Raw genomic sequence first — 15133 nt, forward strand, 5'->3', positions numbered from 1 at the left:
AGCAGAGGAGCACCGAGGGACGGAGAAAAGCAGAGAAAAAATTCCGCTTCTCTCCGCCCTTCCGCGCTCCTCCGCTTTCATTCCTTGACCACGCGGATCCCCAACGCTCCGGGCCAAGAATCGCATCCATGAAGAGAGCTTTTCTTGATGTCTTGGTGGCGATCCTTCTTTCTTGAACGTCAGATCCACGCGTCCTGGGCCGCCGTCAGTTCTCCGCCCGCTTCGCCCGTGTTGACCACGCCGCGGGGCTCGACCAGGAGCACCTGGCATTCCGAAGCGGCGCGGGTGATGTGCTCGCGGCCCTTCGGCACCACGAACATCTCCCCGGCCCGCAGGGTTACGGCGCCGTCCCGGAAGGCGATCTCCATCTCCCCGTGGAGCACGAGGAAAACCTCGTCCGTATCCTCGTGCACGTGCCACACGAACTCGCCCTGGAACTTCGCCAGCTTGAACTGGGTGTCGTTCATCTCGGCGACCACCCGCGGCGCCCAGTGATCCTGGAAGCGGGTCAATTTCTCGGCCAGGTTGATGGGCTGGTACATCGCGCCTCCGATCAGCCCAGCGTTCGGCTCCCACTGGCGCCCCAGGGCTGGAGCGCCTGGAGGGCCGGCTGGACGGGCTTGCCAGGGCGCTGGAGGTGGGTGAGTTCCAGGGCGCCGTCGGGGGTGATGAGCCAGGCCCCCTCCTTGCCCCACACGAGCTGTCCCGGGTCGCGGTAGCAGGCGCGGAGCGCGCCGACGCCGCACACCTTGAGGGCCTGGTCGTCCATCCGCAGCTCGGAGCCGGGCCAGGGCCACAGGGCCCGCACCTGGCGATGGAGGTCCGCCGCGGGGCGCCGCCAATCCAGGCGGCCCATCTCCTTGTAGAGCTTCGACGCGTAGGTGGCCTGCTCGTGATGCTGTTCTTCGGGCTTGGCGCATCCGCACAGGAGCAGGGGCAGCTGGTCCATCAACAGCTCGGCCGCGTCCTGGGCCAGGGCCGCCAACAGGCCTTCCGCCGTGTCGGCCTGGCCGATGTCGCGGTGGGCGCGGGCCAGGACGGGGCCTTCGTCCAGCCCTTCGGTCAGGCGCATGAGGCTCACGCCCGTTTCCTCGTCGCCCGCGAGAAGCGCGTGGTTCACGGGCGCCGCGCCCCGCCACCGGGGCAGGAGCGAGAAGTGCAGGTTCCACACGCCCAGCGGGCAGGATTCCAGCATCCACCGCGGCAGAAGATGGCCGTAGGCCACCACCACCGCCAGGTCGATCCGGAGGGATTCCCACAGCTCGCGGGTTTCGGGCGCCTTCCAGCTCTGGGGCTGGTGGACGGCGAGGCCCCGGGCCAGGGCCGCGGTCTTCACCGGCGGCGCTTCCAGATGCCGACCCCGGCCGGCGGGACGATCCGGATTGCAGAACACGGCCTCGACGCCTTCCTCGGCCAGGGCCTCCAGGGCCGGGACGGCCGCGCGGGGGGTGCCGAGGAACGCGATGCGGGTCATGTCACCGGCCCTGTTTCTGGTACTTGCGCTGGATGACCTGGCGCTTCACCGGGCCGAAGTACTCCACGAACAGCCGGCCGCGCAGGTGGTCGATCTCGTGGCAGAAGGCCCGGGCCAGGAGATCCTCGCCCACCAGCTCGTGCCAGCTTCCGTCCTGGGCGCGGTTGCGGAGCGTCACCTTCTGGGGCCGCTCCAGCACTTCCCGGATGCCGGGGATGGACAGGCAGCCCTCGGGGCCGACCTGGAGGCCCTCCTCCTGGGTGATCTCCGGATTGATCAGGACGATCCGCTGGTCGGGGTCCTCCCCGCAGGAGCAGTCGATCACCGCCAGGTTCAGGTTCACCCCGATCTGGGGCGCGGCGAGGCCCACGCCCTCCTCGGCGAGGGCGGTCTCGAACATGTCGGCCACGAGCTGCTCCAGCTCCGGCGTCCAGTCCTGGACGTCCAGGCTGTTCTTCTTGAGGCGGGGGTCCCCCCAGGTGAGCACGGGCAAAACGGCCATTCAACCACTCCAGCATTCCAGTGTAATCCATAGCCGTTCCCGAGGTAATCTGGGGGGTCCGCCCACCGGAGCCCCGCATGCTGCGTTCCTTCCGCCAGGTCTTCAAATCCAACCGCACGCCCATGGCGGCCGTGATGATCGTCGTCCTCCTCGGACTGGTGGCCTACCTGGCCCCCTCCGGGCGGGTGGACACGCCGGACACTGTGGTGGCGCGGGTCTACGGGCGGGAAATCCTCCTCCGGGACCTCTCCGAGCACATGCAGGAGCTCTACCAGCGCTTCGGCAAGCAGGGGGACCTCGAGGCCCTCAAGCCCTTCGTCCAGTCCCAGGCCCTGCGCGACCTGATGAACCAGAAGCTGATGGAGGAACTGGCGGACCGCCATCACGTGGTGGTCACGGACGAGGAAGTGGGCGCCCGTCTCCGCGCCTTTCTCAAGCAGTACCCCGTTCTGCTGGACGCCCAGGGCAACCTGAAGTCCACCGCCGAGCTGAAGCAGATCTTCCAGGAGACGGGCTTCAACCCCGCCCTCCAGGAGCGGAACCTCCGCAACGAGCTGATGCGCACGAAGTTGATCCAGCAGGCCGCCTTCCAGATCCCCGTGGACGGAGCCTGGCTGGACGTGGAGCACCGGCTGCGCAACGAGAAGGTGGGCTTCCAGCAGGCCACCCTCGCCGTGGACGCCGCCGCCGTGGCCGATCCCGGGGACGCGTCCCTGGAAGGCTTCTACAAGACCGGCGGCGAGCGCTTCCTCCAGCCGCCCCGCCGCGTGATCCAGTTCGTGGCCGTGGACCGCGCCGCCCTGGGCAAGGACGTCCAGACGGACGAGGCCTCCCTCAAGGCCGCCTACGAAGCCCGGAAGGCGGACTACACCGAGTTCAAGGCCCGGCACATCCTGTTCAAGGCCGAGGGCGACGCCCCGGCCCAGGAGGCCGCCGCCAAGGCCCAGCTCCTGCGCGAGCGCCTCGTGAAGGGCCAGGACTTCGCCAAGGCTGCGGAGGAACTGAGCGAGGATCCCAGCGCCAAGGGCAACGGCGGCGACCTGGGCTGGTTCAACGCCTCCAAGATGGTCAAGCCCTTCTCGGACGCCGCCGCGACCCTGAAACCCGGCGAGATCAGCCAGCCCGTGCGCACCGTGTACGGCATCCACCTCATCAAGCTGGAGGGCCGCCGCGAGAAGACGTTCGCGGACGTGAAGGACCAGCTGGCCCAGGAGATCTCCGAAGGCCGCTTCACCGCCCGCGCCCAGGAGCGCCTCGAGCAGATCCGCAAGCGGGCCAACGGCGGCGACCTCGCCTCCGCGGCCAAGAGCCTGGGCAGCCAGGCCCAGCTCAGCCAGCCCTTCGCCAACGAGCCCGGCGCCCAGTCCGAGGGCCTGCCCGAGCTGGCGCAGTTCGCTTCCGAGGCGTTCCGGCTGAAGGTGGGCGAGGTGTCCAAGCCCCAGCGCGCCGGCGACCGCTACATCCTGTTCCGCGTCCAGGAGGAGCTGCCCGAGGCCGTTCCCCCCTTCAAGGAAGTCCGCGCCAAGGTGCTCGCCGCCTACCGCGCCGAGGAGGCCCGCAAGCAGACCCTCGCCAAGGCCGAGCAGGCCCTGAAGTCCGGCGGCCTCGCGGCCGTGGGTCCGGTCACCGACCAGGCCGCGGCGCCCCTCAGCGGGCTGCGGGATCTGGCCGCCCACCCGGGCATCCGCAAGGCCCTGCTGGAGACCGCCGTCAACCAGACCACGCCCCTCCTGTGGACCCAGGACGGCAAGCTGTGGGTGGCGCGGATCACCTCTCGCGAGCCCGCCCCCGCCCTCACCTTCGAGACCCGCCGCAGCCTGATCCAGGAGATCCAGACCGGTGAGGCGCAAAAGCTGCTGTCTGCGGAACTCCAGTCCCTGGACCAGCAGGGCCGCCGCCGGCCCGGCTTCAGCAGCCTGTGGGGCCACCTGGGCGGAATCTACATCAGCGCCAGCGCCGTACAAGCGCCGCTGGAGTAGCTTCCACCCGCCGCCAGATCGAGAAAGCGGTCGCCCAGCAGATTCAGGGCCCGGGGGTCGTGACTGGCCACCAGCAGGGCCGTGCCTTCGGCCTTGAGCTCCAGAAGCAGGGCCAGCAGGTGGCCCCCAAGGGTGGGGTCGAGGGCTGAGAAGGGCTCGTCCAGCACCAGCAGCGCGGGTTCCAACATGAGCGCCCGCGCCAGGCAGAGCCGCTGGGCCAGCCCGCCGGACCAGGCTTCGGGGTGCTGGCCCAGCGAGGCCTCCGGAAACTTCACCCGGGCGGCCATCCGGGCCGCGGCTTCCCGCCGGAACGTAGCATCTCCGCGCCGATGGATCTCCAGGGGTTCCTGGAGGATCTCCCAGCCGGTGCGATGGGGCGGCAGGCTACCCGCCGGATCCTGGAACACGGCCTGGATCCGCGGTCGCCGGGCCCGGCGCTCCCGTTCGGGAAGCGGCGACCAGGGCGCACCCTCCAGCCACAGTTGCCCTTCCGCGGGCTCCAGCAGACCCAACGCCAGGTACAGCAGGGTGGTCTTGCCCGATCCGCTGGGGCCCCTCACGCCGAGGGCCTCGCCCGGGGCGATCGAGAAGGCCACGTCCTTCAGGATCCAGTCCTCCTCGCGCCGGAAGCCCAGGCCTTCGGCGCGGAGAAGGGGCGCTGCCGTCAGCGGATGACCTCGACGCCCACGTAGGGCCGCAGCGCCTGCGGCACGACGATGCTCCCGTCCGGCTGCTGGCCGTTCTCCAGGAGGGCCACCCAGGTGCGGCCCACGGCGAGGCCGCTGCCGTTCAGGGTGTGAGCGAAAGCGGGCTTGCCCTCCTTCGCCTTGGCGCGGATGTTGGCGCGCCGGGCCTGGAAATCCCCGAACCAGCTGCAGGAGCTGATCTCCCGGTAGGTGTTCTGGGAGGGCAGCCAGACCTCCAGGTCGTAGGTCTTCTGGCTGCTGAAGCCCATGTCGCCCGTGCACAGCAGGACGCGGCGGTAGGGCAGGCCCAGGGCCTCCAGGATGGCTTCCGCGTCGGACGTCAGCCGCTCCAGCTCGGCTTCGGCCTGGTCCGCGGCGGCGAAGGTGACCAGCTCCACCTTGTGGAACTGGTGCTGGCGGATGATGCCCTTGGTGTCCCTGCCGTAGCTGCCCGCCTCACTGCGGAAGCAGGGCGTGAAGGCGCAGTGGCGCAGGGGCAGGGATTCCGCGGGCAGGATCTCGTCGCGGTAGAGGTTGGTGACGGGCACTTCCGCCGTGGGGATGAGGTAGAGCGGCGCGCCGTCCCCGCGCGACGTCTTGAACAGGTCCTGCTCGAACTTGGGGAGCTGGCCGGTACCGTACATGCTGTCGGCGTTCACCAGGTAGGGCGGGATCACCTCCGTGTAGCCCGCAGCAGTCTGCCGGTCGAGCATGAAGGCGATGAGGGCCCGCTCCAGCTTCGCGCCCAGGCCCTTCAGCACCGCGAACCGCGCGCCGCTGAGCTTGGCCGCGCGATCCAGATCGAGGATGCCGAGCGCCGTGCCCAGCTCCACGTGATCCTTCGGCTCGACGATCTCCGGCACCTGGCCCCAGCGCTTGATCTCGACGTTGGCGTGCTCGTCCCGGCCCGAGGGAACGCTGGCGTGGGGCGGATTGGGGAGCCCCGCCAGGAACTCCCGGAAGGCCCCTTCGATCTCCCGCTCCGCCGTTTCCAGCTCCTTCAGCTTGTCGCCCACTTCCCGCTGCTGCGCGATGAGATGATCCGCGTTCTCCTTGGCCCGCTTGAGGCGCCCCACTTCCTCGCTCACCCGGTTGCGCTCGGCCTTCAGCGCCTCGGCCTCCTGGAGCGCCGTGCGGCGGCGCTGATCCAGCTCCTGATACCGCGCCCGGTCCAGGGCGTAGCCCCGCTCGGACAGGCGGGCCGCCACGGCGTCGAGGTCGTTGCGCAGGAGGTTGGCGTCGAGCATGGTGTGGGTTTCCTGGAATTCAACAGTTTACTTGGCTTCCAGCGTCTTTGAGGCTGGGAGAGATCATTTGCCTGCCGAAGGCCAATCCGCAGAAGCCCCGCCTCTGTCCGGTTCAAACCGGCCCCGTACAAAGCGCAATGGAGCGCCGGAACCGCGCCAGATCCCGATTCCGGAAGTGGCCTCCGCGACGCCCACCCCATCCTCCGTGGTATCTCCGGGGGGAAAAACCGGAACCCCCGCCTCGGCCCGAATTCCGAATACCCCGCTTTTCTTGGTGTCTTAGCGTCTTGGTGGTGATCTTTTTTCTTCGCCCATTCAGGCCTGCGGCCACGCCTCCCCCGGCATGGGCTCGCCGGCCCACTGGGTCCGGAAGGCTTCGCGGACTTCCTCGACACCTCCACCGGCGCCCAGGACGAGGGCCAGTTTGGCGAGGGCGGCCCACCGCGTGTGGAGGCCTCCGGAGATGGCGCTCGCGGCCTCGATCTTCCGCCCCATCTCGTAGGCGGACAGGTCCACGCCGCCGTAGGGGCACTGGGAGGTGACCACCACGGGCAGTTTCCGATCCTCGCAGTGGCGGAGGAAGGCCCCGAGGTCGGCGCGGCCCATGGGCAGGTTTCCCGCGCCGAACGCCTGGATCAGGACGGCCCGCGCGGTGCTCGGAGGCACGCTCCAGGCCATCCCCGGATGGGGCGTGACGGTGTGGATGTCGAGGTCCAGGCCGCCGTCCAGCCCCGCCGGCACCCGGTGCTCGAAGCGGCCGGCGTCGGGATGGAGGCGGATCTCCGCGCCGATCTCCGCCAGGGGCGGCAGGTTGGGGCTCTGGAAGGCCTCGAACTGGTGGACGCTCAGCTTGTCCGCCGCCACGCCGCGCACCCAGTGGGTGCCGAAGCAGATCCCCACTTCCGGCACCGCCCGGCAGGCCAGGTCCACGGCGTTCACCAGGTTGCTGCGGGCGTCGCTGCGGACGAAGGCCAGGGGCCGCTGGCTGCCCGTGAGCACCACGGGCTTGCCCAGGTCCGCCAGGAGGAAGCCCAGGCAGGAGGCGGTGAAGGCCATGGTGTCGGTGCCGTGGATGATCACGAACCCGTCGAAGTCGCGCGCCGTGGCGCGGATCCGCGCGGCCAGCGCCAGGATGTCGCCGGGCTCGACGCAGGCCGAGTCCTGGTTGAAGGGCACTTCCACGGACAGGCTCGCCATCTGCCCCAGCTCCGGCACCTGCTCCAGCAGGTGGTCCAGGAAGCGCCCCGGTGCCAGGGACGCGGGCTCCCCGCTGGGCATCATCCCCAGGGTGCCGCCGGTGTGGAGGAGCAGGATCGCGCGCATGCCTCCACCCTATCCAAGCCCGCGAATTCCCTCCACCCGGGGCCGGAGGTTCGCCAACGGGCCGGGGCGGATGATTTACTGGAGCAGGCCCCATGCGTCGCATTCCCCGCTACCTCCAGATGATCGCTGCCCGGTATCTCCGCCGGCTTCTGGGAAATCGCCTGACCGGACATCAGCTCCAGACGGCGGTGGAGGCGGCCCTGGCCACCCTTCCCATCCAGGAGAAGCTCCTGGTGCGGGAGGGCTCGCTCCGGTCGGAATCCCTGAACCGCCAGCTCGCGTGGGCCATGGCCTTCGTGGCCGGCGCGGTGAACGCGGGCGGGTTCCTGGCGGTCAGCCACTACACCTCCCACATGACGGGCGTGGTCTCCTCCATGGCCGACGAACTGGCCGGCGGAGACCTGATCACGGCCCTGGCGGCCCTCGCCATGATGGTCAGCTTCCTCGCAGGGGCCTTCGTCTGCACCCTGCTGATCAGCTTCGGCCAGCGCCACCGGATGCGCAGCCGCTACGCCCTCACCATGGCCCTGGAGGCGGTGCTGCTGCTGGTCTTCGGCTTCATGGGCAACCGGCTGCAGCAGGAGATCCGCCTGACCCTGCCCACGACGGTGATGCTGCTGTGCTTCATCATGGGCCTTCACAACGCGGTGACCTCCATCATCTCCGGCGCGGCGGTGCGGACCACCCACCTGACGGGGACGGTGACGGACATCGGGATCGAGCTGGGCCGCCTGGCCTACGTGAACGTCCACCATCGCCACGGGCGGGAGCGCATCGTCGCCAACCGCGCCAAGCTGAAGCTCCTCCTGCTGATCCTGGTCTCGTTCCTGGGCGGGGGCGTGATGGGCGCCCTGGGCTTCCGCCACATCGGGTTCAAGGTCACGGTCCCCCTCGCGGGCTTCCTGTGCTTCCTCGCGGCGCGCCCGCTCCTTCTGGAAATCCGGCTGCTCCTCCACCGCCTCGGGCGGGCGTGGGTGCCCGAGGACTGATACCCATAGGCGATCAAAACCAAGGTTTTCTTTTCACCACCAAGACACCAAGAAAAGCGATGGGGAGGCTCTGGGTTCCGGCTTGGTGAACTTGGTGGTGATCCTTAACGTTTTGAATGCAAAGGGGAATCAGACGGCGCTCACCGCCGTCTTGAGTTCGTCGAAGCCGTGGTCGCTGACGCAGCTCACCACCACGGCGCACTGGCCGGGCTGGCTGGGCGGCAGCTGGATGTCGCCCGCGAACCGGCCGTCGGCGTCCGTGCGGCCGGAAGCCAGGGCCATGGCCTTCTTGAGGCTGGAGACCAGTTTCACCGTCACCTCGGCCCCCGCCACGGGGCTCTGGCTCTGGCAGAGGCGCGCGGCCACCTGCACCCGGAAGGGCGCCCCGAAGGCCGGCTTCAGGGGCTGATCCAGCACCAGCTCCAGGGTGTCGACCTCCCCTTCCTGCTGGAGGAACTCCAGGATGGCCTGGTCCAGCGGCCGGTCATTGAAGGCCTGCTGCTCCATGGGATCCGGCGGCGTCTGGTCGTATTTCCCGTTCTTGATGTCGCGGATGACGGCGCGGTGCTGCTCGTCCATGCGGCCCTGGATGGCCGTCTCGGACAGGGGCGGCGCGGCCAGCAGGTCGTCGTAGGAGGAGCGGTAGCTGTCCAGGATCTCGCCGCCCACGTAGATCAGGGTCTCGATCTTGGGGTTGGACAGCCCCTTGTCCTCGGTCTGGACGTGGTAGATGCGGTTGCCGTGGCGGACATCCGTGTTGTAGCCCGTGATCATGGGAGGAACCTGGAGGGCGGCGTCATGGGCCTACCTCTGCAATCTTCCCGCCAGGTCCGGCATGACCTCCCACGCGATCTCGCGCACCACCTGATCGCCCATGCGCGCCACCACCGCCTTCACCAGGGCGTCCACCAGCACGGGATCGGCCACCAGCGCCTGGACCAGGGCTCGGGCCTGCTCCGCGGAGACGGCCTCCTGACCGGGTGCGGCAGGGGACTGCCCGGCTGCGGCAGGCGCGGGATCAGAGTGGGGCACGGATTCGGGGGGGGCTGGGGCAGGTTCCTCGACGGCGGGCGGCGCGGGCGCCCCCTGGGCCAGAAGGGCCGCCGCGGCCATCTCGGCAGAGGAGGAGGGGATCTCGTCGGCTTCCGACTCCACTTCGGGAAGGGGCGGCAGCTCCAGCTCGGAGGAAAGGGCGTCCAGCGCGTCCAGGTCCGGAAGGAAGGCCGCGTCCTCTTCGGGCGTGGCCGGCGGCGGTTCTCCGGGCGCCGGAGTGGGAACGTCCTCGTCGGGGACGAGATCCTGAAGGCTCTCCAGGTCCAGTTCCTCCAGCTCCAGGGGAATTTCGGCGGTCGGGACGTCGGGGGCCGGAACTTCGGCGGCGGTTTCCTCGGGCCACAGGTCGTCCGCCGTCAGCAGGAGGAGATCCTCTTCCGGTGCGGCGGGTTTCGAGTCGGGCGCTTCCGAGGCCGGCAGCAGGTCATGGACCGCGGTGGGCGGCAGCGTGCTGAACGGCGACGCTTCGGCCGGGGCGGAAGGCGGCGCAGGCACGGGCGTGACGAGGAGGGCCTTGACGCGGTCGCCCAGCTCCCGGAGTTCGATGGGCTTCTTGAGGAAGCCCTGGATGGGGGCCTTGGCCAGCTTGGCAGGATCCACGGGATCGAGGACGCCGGCCATCACGGCGATGGGCAGCCGGGCGGTGGATTCCATGCCGCGCAGCCGGTCCAGCAGGGTCCAGCCGTCCATTCCCGGCATGGCGGTGTCCACCAGGATCACGTCGAAGCGGTCGCCCTTCTCCAGCCGGCTGAGGGCCTCCGCGCCCGAATCGACGCACACCAGTTCCACGTCCGTGGGGGCGAGGAGGGACTCGGCGATGCGATGGATGCTCGGGTTGTCGTCCACGAGGAGGAGGCGCGGCATCGGGAACCTCGGGAAACCGGGAGGAGGAAGGAGATGGCTGGGCACAACGCTACCAGAAATGCTCACTTCCAACGCAATGGATCACCGCAGGAGCTGCTTCAGGGCCCGCACCCGCTCGACCTCCACCAGCCGCACCAGGAGCACGCGGTCGCCCACCCAGATCCACGCCGCGCCCCGGGGTTCCCGCAGGGCCACTTCCGGCCCCCGCGGGAGCCAGCCCTTCACCGAAGCCCGGAGGCTGACCGCCGCGCGCCACTCCGGGCGGTAGGTCTCGAACAGGGCCTGCCGCTGGCGCTCCGGCGGGAGGGCGCTCTCGTTCCACCGCTGGTCCCAGGCGTCGAACGCCCCCGCGTCCCGCCAGGCCCAGGCCGGATCCCACGCGGGCCACGGGAGCGCCTCCTCGGCCACCGGGGCCCATTCCACCTGCGCCGCGGGCGTGGTGCGGCGGGCCATGCCTTCGTCGGCAAGCGGGGCGACGAGGGCCATCCGCTGGGGGGGATGGGCCGTCAGGAAACCCGGACCCGCGGCCCGGCGGCGCCAGCGGCCGTCCTCCAGCCACCAGGCCGTCCAGCCCTGGCTGCCGCCATGCCACAGGCGGTCGGCGCGGGGGAACCAGAGCCGATCCCCCGCGTGCCAAGGAATCACCAGGCGGGCGCCGCGCAGGTCCCGGCCATCGTCTGAGAGCGCCTCCGGTTTCGCAGCGACCCCGCGGGGAGCGGCAGGTAATCCCGCTTCGTCCCAGGCCGCGAGGGTGGGCTCGGCGCCGTCGCCCTCCAAGGGGAAGACCGTGAGCAGCAGCAGCGCGTCGCCCCGGCCGTCCCCGGGCTCCGCGAAGCCCACGAGCACCGCCCGGCCGTCCCAGCTGAACCGGCTCCAGGGGCCCGACTGCGTGGACCAGATCACCCGGCCCTCGGGAATCTCGATCAGCCGGGTCTCGAACCGCCCCGGGGCCATCCGCAGGGTGACCAGCAGGCGGTTGCCCTTTCCGGGATCCAGCCGGGCCGAGGACAGCGGCGCATCGAACCGGTAGCGGCGCCACTCCAGCCCCCGCCACAGCGCTACTTCGCTCCGTCCGCCGGGGCCGTTCAGCGCCAGCCCCTGGTCCGCCAGATAGGCAGAGGCCGGTTCCCAGGGCGTGCCGAACCCGCCCTCGAAGGGCCACGAATCCGACTGGTCCGGATCGAGGGCGCCCTGGAAGCGCGGCGACCAGCCGTCCTCCAGCCGCCATTCCGCCAGGGATTCGTAGCCGCCCAGATTCATGACCGCGGGCGCCTCCGAGGCCGTCACTCCGCCGGCGCTCACCGGGCGCGGAGCCTGGACCACCGCGAAGAGCAGCAGCATGGCGGCGATGAAGAGCGTGGCGATGATGTACCGTTGGGGAAGCACGGGAGGCCCGGGGCAGCAGGTCCATGATGCCCCAACCCCGGCGGGAGGCCGGTCGGAGATGAAGCGCAAACCCGAGGTGGAAACCGAGTTGAAGCTGCGCATCCCCGCCACGGGCCCGTTCCGGCCCCTCTTGGAGGCCCTGGGATTCCGGGAGACCACGCCGGCCCAGCCCGAGCTCAGCATCCTGTGGGACCGCGCGGGCGAGCTGCGCGCTGCGGGGTCGGCCCTGCGGACCCGCAACTACGCGGGAAGGACCCGGCTCACGTGGAAGGGCCCGAAGGTGGCCGATCCCGTCCTCAAGATCCGCCCGGAACAGGAGACGGGCATCGAGGACGGTGCGGCGCTGGAGGCCATCCTGCGCGCCCTGGGTTACGCGCCGGTCATGCGCCTGGAGAAGGTCCGCGCCGTGTGGGAGCGGGAGGACGTGGAGGCCTGCCTCGACGAGACCCCCTTCGGGTGCTACCTGGAGCTGGAAGGCGACCCCCAGCCCATCCGCGCCGCCATGGAGAGCCTCGGCCTCGCCTATGACCGCGCCGAGCCCCGCAGCTATCCGGAGCTGTACCGCGCGCACGGCCTGGGGTAAGCCGGGAAGAGGAAAACCCGAAACCGCAGCTGGGAGCCCAAAAAAGCTCTTCTCTGCGTCCTCCGTGTTCCAGTCCTCTAGACCTTCAGGACGTGCTCCAGATCCTCGATCAGGTCCTGGACGTCCTCCACGCCCACGCTGAGGCGGAGCAGGCTGTCGCTGATCCCCAGGCGGCGGCGGTCGGCTTCGGGCACGCTGCCGTGGGTCATGCTGGCGGGGTGGCAGACGAGGCTCTCCACGCCCCCGAGGCTCTCGGCGAGCGAGAAGACCTTGAAAGCCGAGGCCATGCGGCGGGTCCGCTCGGCATCGCCCGTGTCGAAGGTCACGATCCCCGAGAAGCCCTTCATCTGCTGGTGGGCCAGGGCGTGCTGGGGATGGGATTCCAGGCCGGGGTAGTGGACGGCCTTCAGGTCCTTCCGTCCCTCCAGCCACCGCGCGATCCGAAGGGCGCTGGCGTTGTGGCGCTCCATGCGGAGGTGCAGGGTCTTGGTGCCCCGCAGGATCAGCCAGGATTCCATGGGCGACAGGATCCCGCCCGCGGCCTTCTGGTGGAACCGCAAGCCCTCGGCGATGTCCTCGCGGCTGGTGATGGCGATGCCGCCGATGGAGTCGCTGTGGCCATTCAGGTACTTGGTGGTGGAGTGGAAGACCAGGTCCGCCCCCAGGTCCAGGGGCCGCTGGTTGTAGGGCGTGGCGAAGGTGTTGTCCACGGCCAGCACCGCCGTGCAGCCCGCCTCCGCCATGGCGGCGCGGACGCCCGGGATGTCGGTGATCCCCAGCATGGGATTGGTGGGCGTCTCCAGCATCACGAGCTTGGTCTGGGGGCGCAGGGCGGCCCGGAAGGCGGTCAGATCGCCGGTGTCCACCTGGGTGTAGGTCAGCCCGAACCGCGTCATCACCTTGTCGAGCAGGCGGAAGGTCCCGCCGTACACGTTGTCGCCCAGGACGACGTGGTCGCCCGCCGACAGCTGCTCGAAGATGGCCTGGACCGCCGCCATGCCCGACCCGAACGCCATCCCGTGGGCGCCCCCCTCCAGGGCCGCCAGGTTGGCTTCCAGGGCGTCGCGGGTGGGGTTGCGGACGCGGGCGTAGTCGAAGCCCTTGTTGATGCCCAGCCCCTCCTGCACGTAGGTGCTGGTGAAGAACACGGGCGTCATGATGGCGCCGCTGGTGGGATCGGGCGCCTGGCCGGCGTGGATGCAGCGGGTGTCGAAACGGGCCTCGGGATTCATGGGACCATCCTTCCTGATCCACCAGTGTGAGGGGGAGCCGCCATGAGGAGAAGCGCCGCGCTCGCCCTTCCCGCGCTCGTCGCCCTTGCGGCCTGCCGCCCCGCCGGCCCCGAGGCTCAGGTGCGCGCGGCCTTCGAGACCTGCCGGAAGGCCGTGGAGGCGGGGGACGCCGCCGGAGCCACGGAGCTGCTCGATCCCGCGTTCCGGGGCCCCGAGGACATGGATCGGGGCGCTGCCCGCCTGTTCCTGATGGGGGTGTTCCGGCGCGAGAAGGTGGGCGTCACCGTCCTGCGGAACGACGTCGCCGTGCGCGGCGGCGAGGCCCGCCAGGAAGTGGAGCTGGTGCTCACCGGCGGAAGCGGCGGGCTCCTGCCCCGGGACGCCTCCCGCCGGATCTTCCAGCTTCGCTGGCGGAAGTCCGGCGGGGACTGGCGGCTGGTCTCGCTGGAAGGCGATGCCTCCACCTGAGCCGCGTCATTCCGCCGAGCGCAGAAAGGCCAGGAACTCCTGGTGCTGGTCCAGCGGCAGGCGGCAGGCGCGCTCCTCCTCTTCCGCCAACTGGGCGCAACGCGGGATGGCCCGCAGCGCTGAGGAAGAGATGCCGCGGTCGCGGGCGTGGCGGAAGGTCTGCATCATCGCGTCCAGGCGCCCCAGGCGGTAGAGGGTCACCAGCAGCAGCGCGTGGGCGCGGACGTTGCGAGGATCGAGGTCGATGGCCTGCAGGAGCTGAAGCCGGGTGGTCTCCAGAACGTCGCGCCGGACTTCCGCCTTGGGATCGCCCTTCGCCGGCACCGGAGAAGACGAAGGGGAGACCGGAGGCACGGCGGCGGCCGGCCGGAGCGCTGCCAAGGGCAGGCCCTTGGGAGGCGTGGGCAGCGCCGTCCGGGCGGCCGAGGGCGCCGGATGGAGCGGCAGGGCCGTGGTGGGCCGCTCCTGGTTCCACCGCCAGAGGGGATCCTTGGCGCGGCGGAGGGCGGAAGCCAGCTCCTCGGCGGTCTGGAACCGCTGGGCGGGATCCTTGGCCAGGGCGCGGTTCAGGATTCCCTGCACTTCCCGGCTGATCCCGCGATAAGCGGTGGGAGGAAGCGGCGGCGGCGTCGCGTGGAGCAGGCGGTAGATCACCGATCCCGGACTCGGCCCGTCGAAGGGGGGCAGGCCCGCGAGGGCCTCGTACAGGATCACGCCCACCGCGAACAGGTCGCTGCGCGAGTCCGGCCGGCCGCTCTGCAAGTACTCCGGCGCCATGTAGTTCACGGTTCCGAAGACCGTGCCCTCGTCGGTGGTGTCGGAGTTGAGGATCTTGGCCACGCCGAAATCCAGGATCTTGGCCTGGAGGAGCGTCCCGTCCCACACCACCCGCAGGTTCGACGGCTTGAGGTCCCGGTGGAGCACCTTCTGGCGGTGGGCGACGGCCAGTCCGTCGCAGACCTGGGCCAGGACCTCCAGGGTGTCCCGGGGCGACAGCGTCCCGGCGCGGATGAGGGTGCCCAGGTCCTCGCCCTTCACCAGCTCCATGGCCAGGTAGAGCACGCCCTGGTCCTCCCCCATCTCATGGATCGTCACGATGTTGGGATGGTTCAGCGCGCCCGCCGCGCGGGCCTCGGTGGCGAAGCGCTCCCGGGCGGCGGCGCCCACGCTGGCGGAAGGGTGGATGACCTTGATGGCCACTTCCCGGTTCAGGATCGGATCCCGCCCCACGTAGACCTCGCCCATGCTTCCCTGAGCCAACAACTGGACGATTTCGAACTTGCCAAGGTGCGTCAGCACAGGGTTTCCGGGAGAGGGAACCCCGATGATCGACGCCCGGGGCGGCGC

Annotated in this window: 15 protein-coding genes; 4 read left to right on the forward strand and 11 right to left on the reverse strand. The window is 70.1% G+C overall.

What is annotated here, in order from left to right; translation table 11 throughout:
- Positions 1–179: 179 nt before the first annotated feature.
- From RAH39_RS13030 to def, 3 genes are read right to left on the reverse strand one after another with little or no spacing between them, the layout of a single operon-like run.
- Positions 180–542 (reverse strand): cupin domain-containing protein, encoded by a 363-nt coding sequence (locus tag RAH39_RS13030; RefSeq protein ID WP_306590559.1) that lies wholly within the window; start codon positions 540–542, stop codon positions 180–182.
- 11 nt (positions 543–553) lie between these two features.
- Positions 554–1474, reverse strand: a complete 921-nt coding sequence (gene fmt, locus RAH39_RS13035) for a methionyl-tRNA formyltransferase (protein WP_306590560.1) — start codon at positions 1472–1474, stop codon at positions 554–556.
- A 1-nt stretch (position 1475) separates the two neighbouring features.
- On the reverse strand, positions 1476–1976 hold the full coding sequence (def, locus tag RAH39_RS13040) for a peptide deformylase (RefSeq protein ID WP_306590561.1): 501 nt from the start codon (positions 1974–1976) through the stop codon (positions 1476–1478).
- Positions 1977–2053: 77 nt separating this feature from the next.
- Here def and RAH39_RS13045 point away from each other — a divergent pair, with 77 nt between their 5' ends.
- The gene (locus tag RAH39_RS13045; RefSeq protein WP_306590562.1) at positions 2054–3955 is read left to right on the forward strand and encodes a peptidylprolyl isomerase; all 1902 of its coding nucleotides are present in this window, start codon (positions 2054–2056) and stop codon (positions 3953–3955) included.
- Here the strand turns inward: RAH39_RS13045 and RAH39_RS13050 are convergent.
- The 3 genes from RAH39_RS13050 to RAH39_RS13060 form a co-directional block, all read right to left on the reverse strand.
- Positions 3916–4551, reverse strand: coding sequence for an ATP-binding cassette domain-containing protein (locus RAH39_RS13050; protein WP_306590563.1), 636 nt, complete (start codon positions 4549–4551; stop codon positions 3916–3918). The two genes, RAH39_RS13045 and RAH39_RS13050, sit on opposite strands and share 40 nt — an antisense overlap.
- 68 nt (positions 4552–4619) lie before the next feature.
- A complete protein-coding gene (gene serS / locus RAH39_RS13055) occupies positions 4620–5888 on the reverse strand; it encodes a serine--tRNA ligase (RefSeq protein ID WP_306590564.1) in 1269 nt (422 codons plus the stop codon).
- Positions 5889–6203: 315 nt separating this feature from the next.
- A complete protein-coding gene (locus tag RAH39_RS13060; protein WP_306590565.1) occupies positions 6204–7211 on the reverse strand; it encodes an asparaginase in 1008 nt (335 codons plus the stop codon).
- Between the two features lie 92 nt (positions 7212–7303).
- Here RAH39_RS13060 and RAH39_RS13065 point away from each other — a divergent pair, with 92 nt between their 5' ends.
- Positions 7304–8200 carry a YoaK family protein gene (locus RAH39_RS13065; RefSeq protein WP_306590566.1) on the forward strand — a complete coding sequence of 299 codons (897 nt, stop codon included), beginning with the start codon at positions 7304–7306 and terminating at the stop codon, positions 8198–8200.
- 129 nt (positions 8201–8329) lie between these two features.
- Here the strand turns inward: RAH39_RS13065 and RAH39_RS13070 are convergent, their stop codons facing one another.
- The 3 genes from RAH39_RS13070 to RAH39_RS13080 all read right to left on the reverse strand — a co-directional run bounded on the left by RAH39_RS13070 (position 8330) and on the right by RAH39_RS13080 (position 11503).
- Positions 8330–8974, reverse strand: a complete 645-nt coding sequence (locus RAH39_RS13070; protein WP_306590567.1) for a RomY N-terminal domain-containing regulatory protein — start codon at positions 8972–8974, stop codon at positions 8330–8332.
- 30 nt (positions 8975–9004) lie between these two features.
- The gene (locus RAH39_RS13075; protein WP_306590568.1) at positions 9005–10117 is read right to left on the reverse strand and encodes a response regulator; all 1113 of its coding nucleotides are present in this window, start codon (positions 10115–10117) and stop codon (positions 9005–9007) included.
- 81 nt (positions 10118–10198) lie between these two features.
- Positions 10199–11503, reverse strand: a complete 1305-nt coding sequence (locus RAH39_RS13080; RefSeq protein WP_306590569.1) for a hypothetical protein — start codon at positions 11501–11503, stop codon at positions 10199–10201.
- A 58-nt stretch (positions 11504–11561) separates the two neighbouring features.
- Here RAH39_RS13080 and RAH39_RS13085 point away from each other — a divergent pair, with 58 nt between their 5' ends.
- Positions 11562–12086: a class IV adenylate cyclase gene (locus RAH39_RS13085; RefSeq protein WP_306590570.1), complete on the forward strand. Its 525-nt coding sequence runs from the start codon at positions 11562–11564 to the stop codon at positions 12084–12086.
- A gap of 77 nt (positions 12087–12163) precedes the next feature.
- Here RAH39_RS13085 and RAH39_RS13090 read toward each other — a convergent pair whose 3' ends face one another.
- Positions 12164–13318, reverse strand: coding sequence for a trans-sulfuration enzyme family protein (locus RAH39_RS13090; protein ID WP_306590571.1), 1155 nt, complete (start codon positions 13316–13318; stop codon positions 12164–12166).
- Positions 13319–13360: 42 nt separating this feature from the next.
- Between RAH39_RS13090 and RAH39_RS13095 the strand changes: the two genes are divergently transcribed.
- Positions 13361–13786, forward strand: a complete 426-nt coding sequence (locus RAH39_RS13095; protein ID WP_306590572.1) for a hypothetical protein — start codon at positions 13361–13363, stop codon at positions 13784–13786.
- Between the two features lie 6 nt (positions 13787–13792).
- On the opposite strand, the gene RAH39_RS13100 is transcribed toward RAH39_RS13095, so the two are convergent.
- The gene (locus tag RAH39_RS13100) at positions 13793–15085 is read right to left on the reverse strand and encodes a serine/threonine-protein kinase (protein WP_306590573.1); all 1293 of its coding nucleotides are present in this window, start codon (positions 15083–15085) and stop codon (positions 13793–13795) included.
- Positions 15086–15133 lie beyond the last annotated feature (48 nt).

Source organism: Geothrix sp. 21YS21S-4 (assembly GCF_030845995.1).
GTDB lineage: Bacteria > Acidobacteriota > Holophagae > Holophagales > Holophagaceae > Geothrix.

Excerpts from the sequence above, each read along its gene's own strand:
- RAH39_RS13030 (WP_306590559.1), bottom strand. The coding sequence starts at position 542 with ATGTACCAGCCCATCAACCTGGCCGAGAAATTGACCCGCTTCCAGGAT.
- fmt (WP_306590560.1), bottom strand. The coding sequence starts at position 1,474 with ATGACCCGCATCGCGTTCCTCGGCACCCCCCGCGCGGCCGTCCCGGCC.
- def (WP_306590561.1), bottom strand. The coding sequence starts at position 1,976 with ATGGCCGTTTTGCCCGTGCTCACCTGGGGGGACCCCCGCCTCAAGAAG.
- RAH39_RS13045 (WP_306590562.1), top strand. The coding sequence starts at position 2,054 with ATGCTGCGTTCCTTCCGCCAGGTCTTCAAATCCAACCGCACGCCCATG.
- serS (WP_306590564.1), bottom strand. The coding sequence starts at position 5,888 with ATGCTCGACGCCAACCTCCTGCGCAACGACCTCGACGCCGTGGCGGCC.
- RAH39_RS13060 (WP_306590565.1), bottom strand. The coding sequence starts at position 7,211 with ATGCGCGCGATCCTGCTCCTCCACACCGGCGGCACCCTGGGGATGATG.
- RAH39_RS13065 (WP_306590566.1), top strand. The coding sequence starts at position 7,304 with ATGCGTCGCATTCCCCGCTACCTCCAGATGATCGCTGCCCGGTATCTC.
- RAH39_RS13070 (WP_306590567.1), bottom strand. The coding sequence starts at position 8,974 with ATGATCACGGGCTACAACACGGATGTCCGCCACGGCAACCGCATCTAC.
- RAH39_RS13075 (WP_306590568.1), bottom strand. The coding sequence starts at position 10,117 with ATGCCGCGCCTCCTCCTCGTGGACGACAACCCGAGCATCCATCGCATC.
- RAH39_RS13085 (WP_306590570.1), top strand. The coding sequence starts at position 11,562 with ATGAAGCGCAAACCCGAGGTGGAAACCGAGTTGAAGCTGCGCATCCCC.
- RAH39_RS13090 (WP_306590571.1), bottom strand. The coding sequence starts at position 13,318 with ATGAATCCCGAGGCCCGTTTCGACACCCGCTGCATCCACGCCGGCCAG.
- RAH39_RS13095 (WP_306590572.1), top strand. The coding sequence starts at position 13,361 with ATGAGGAGAAGCGCCGCGCTCGCCCTTCCCGCGCTCGTCGCCCTTGCG.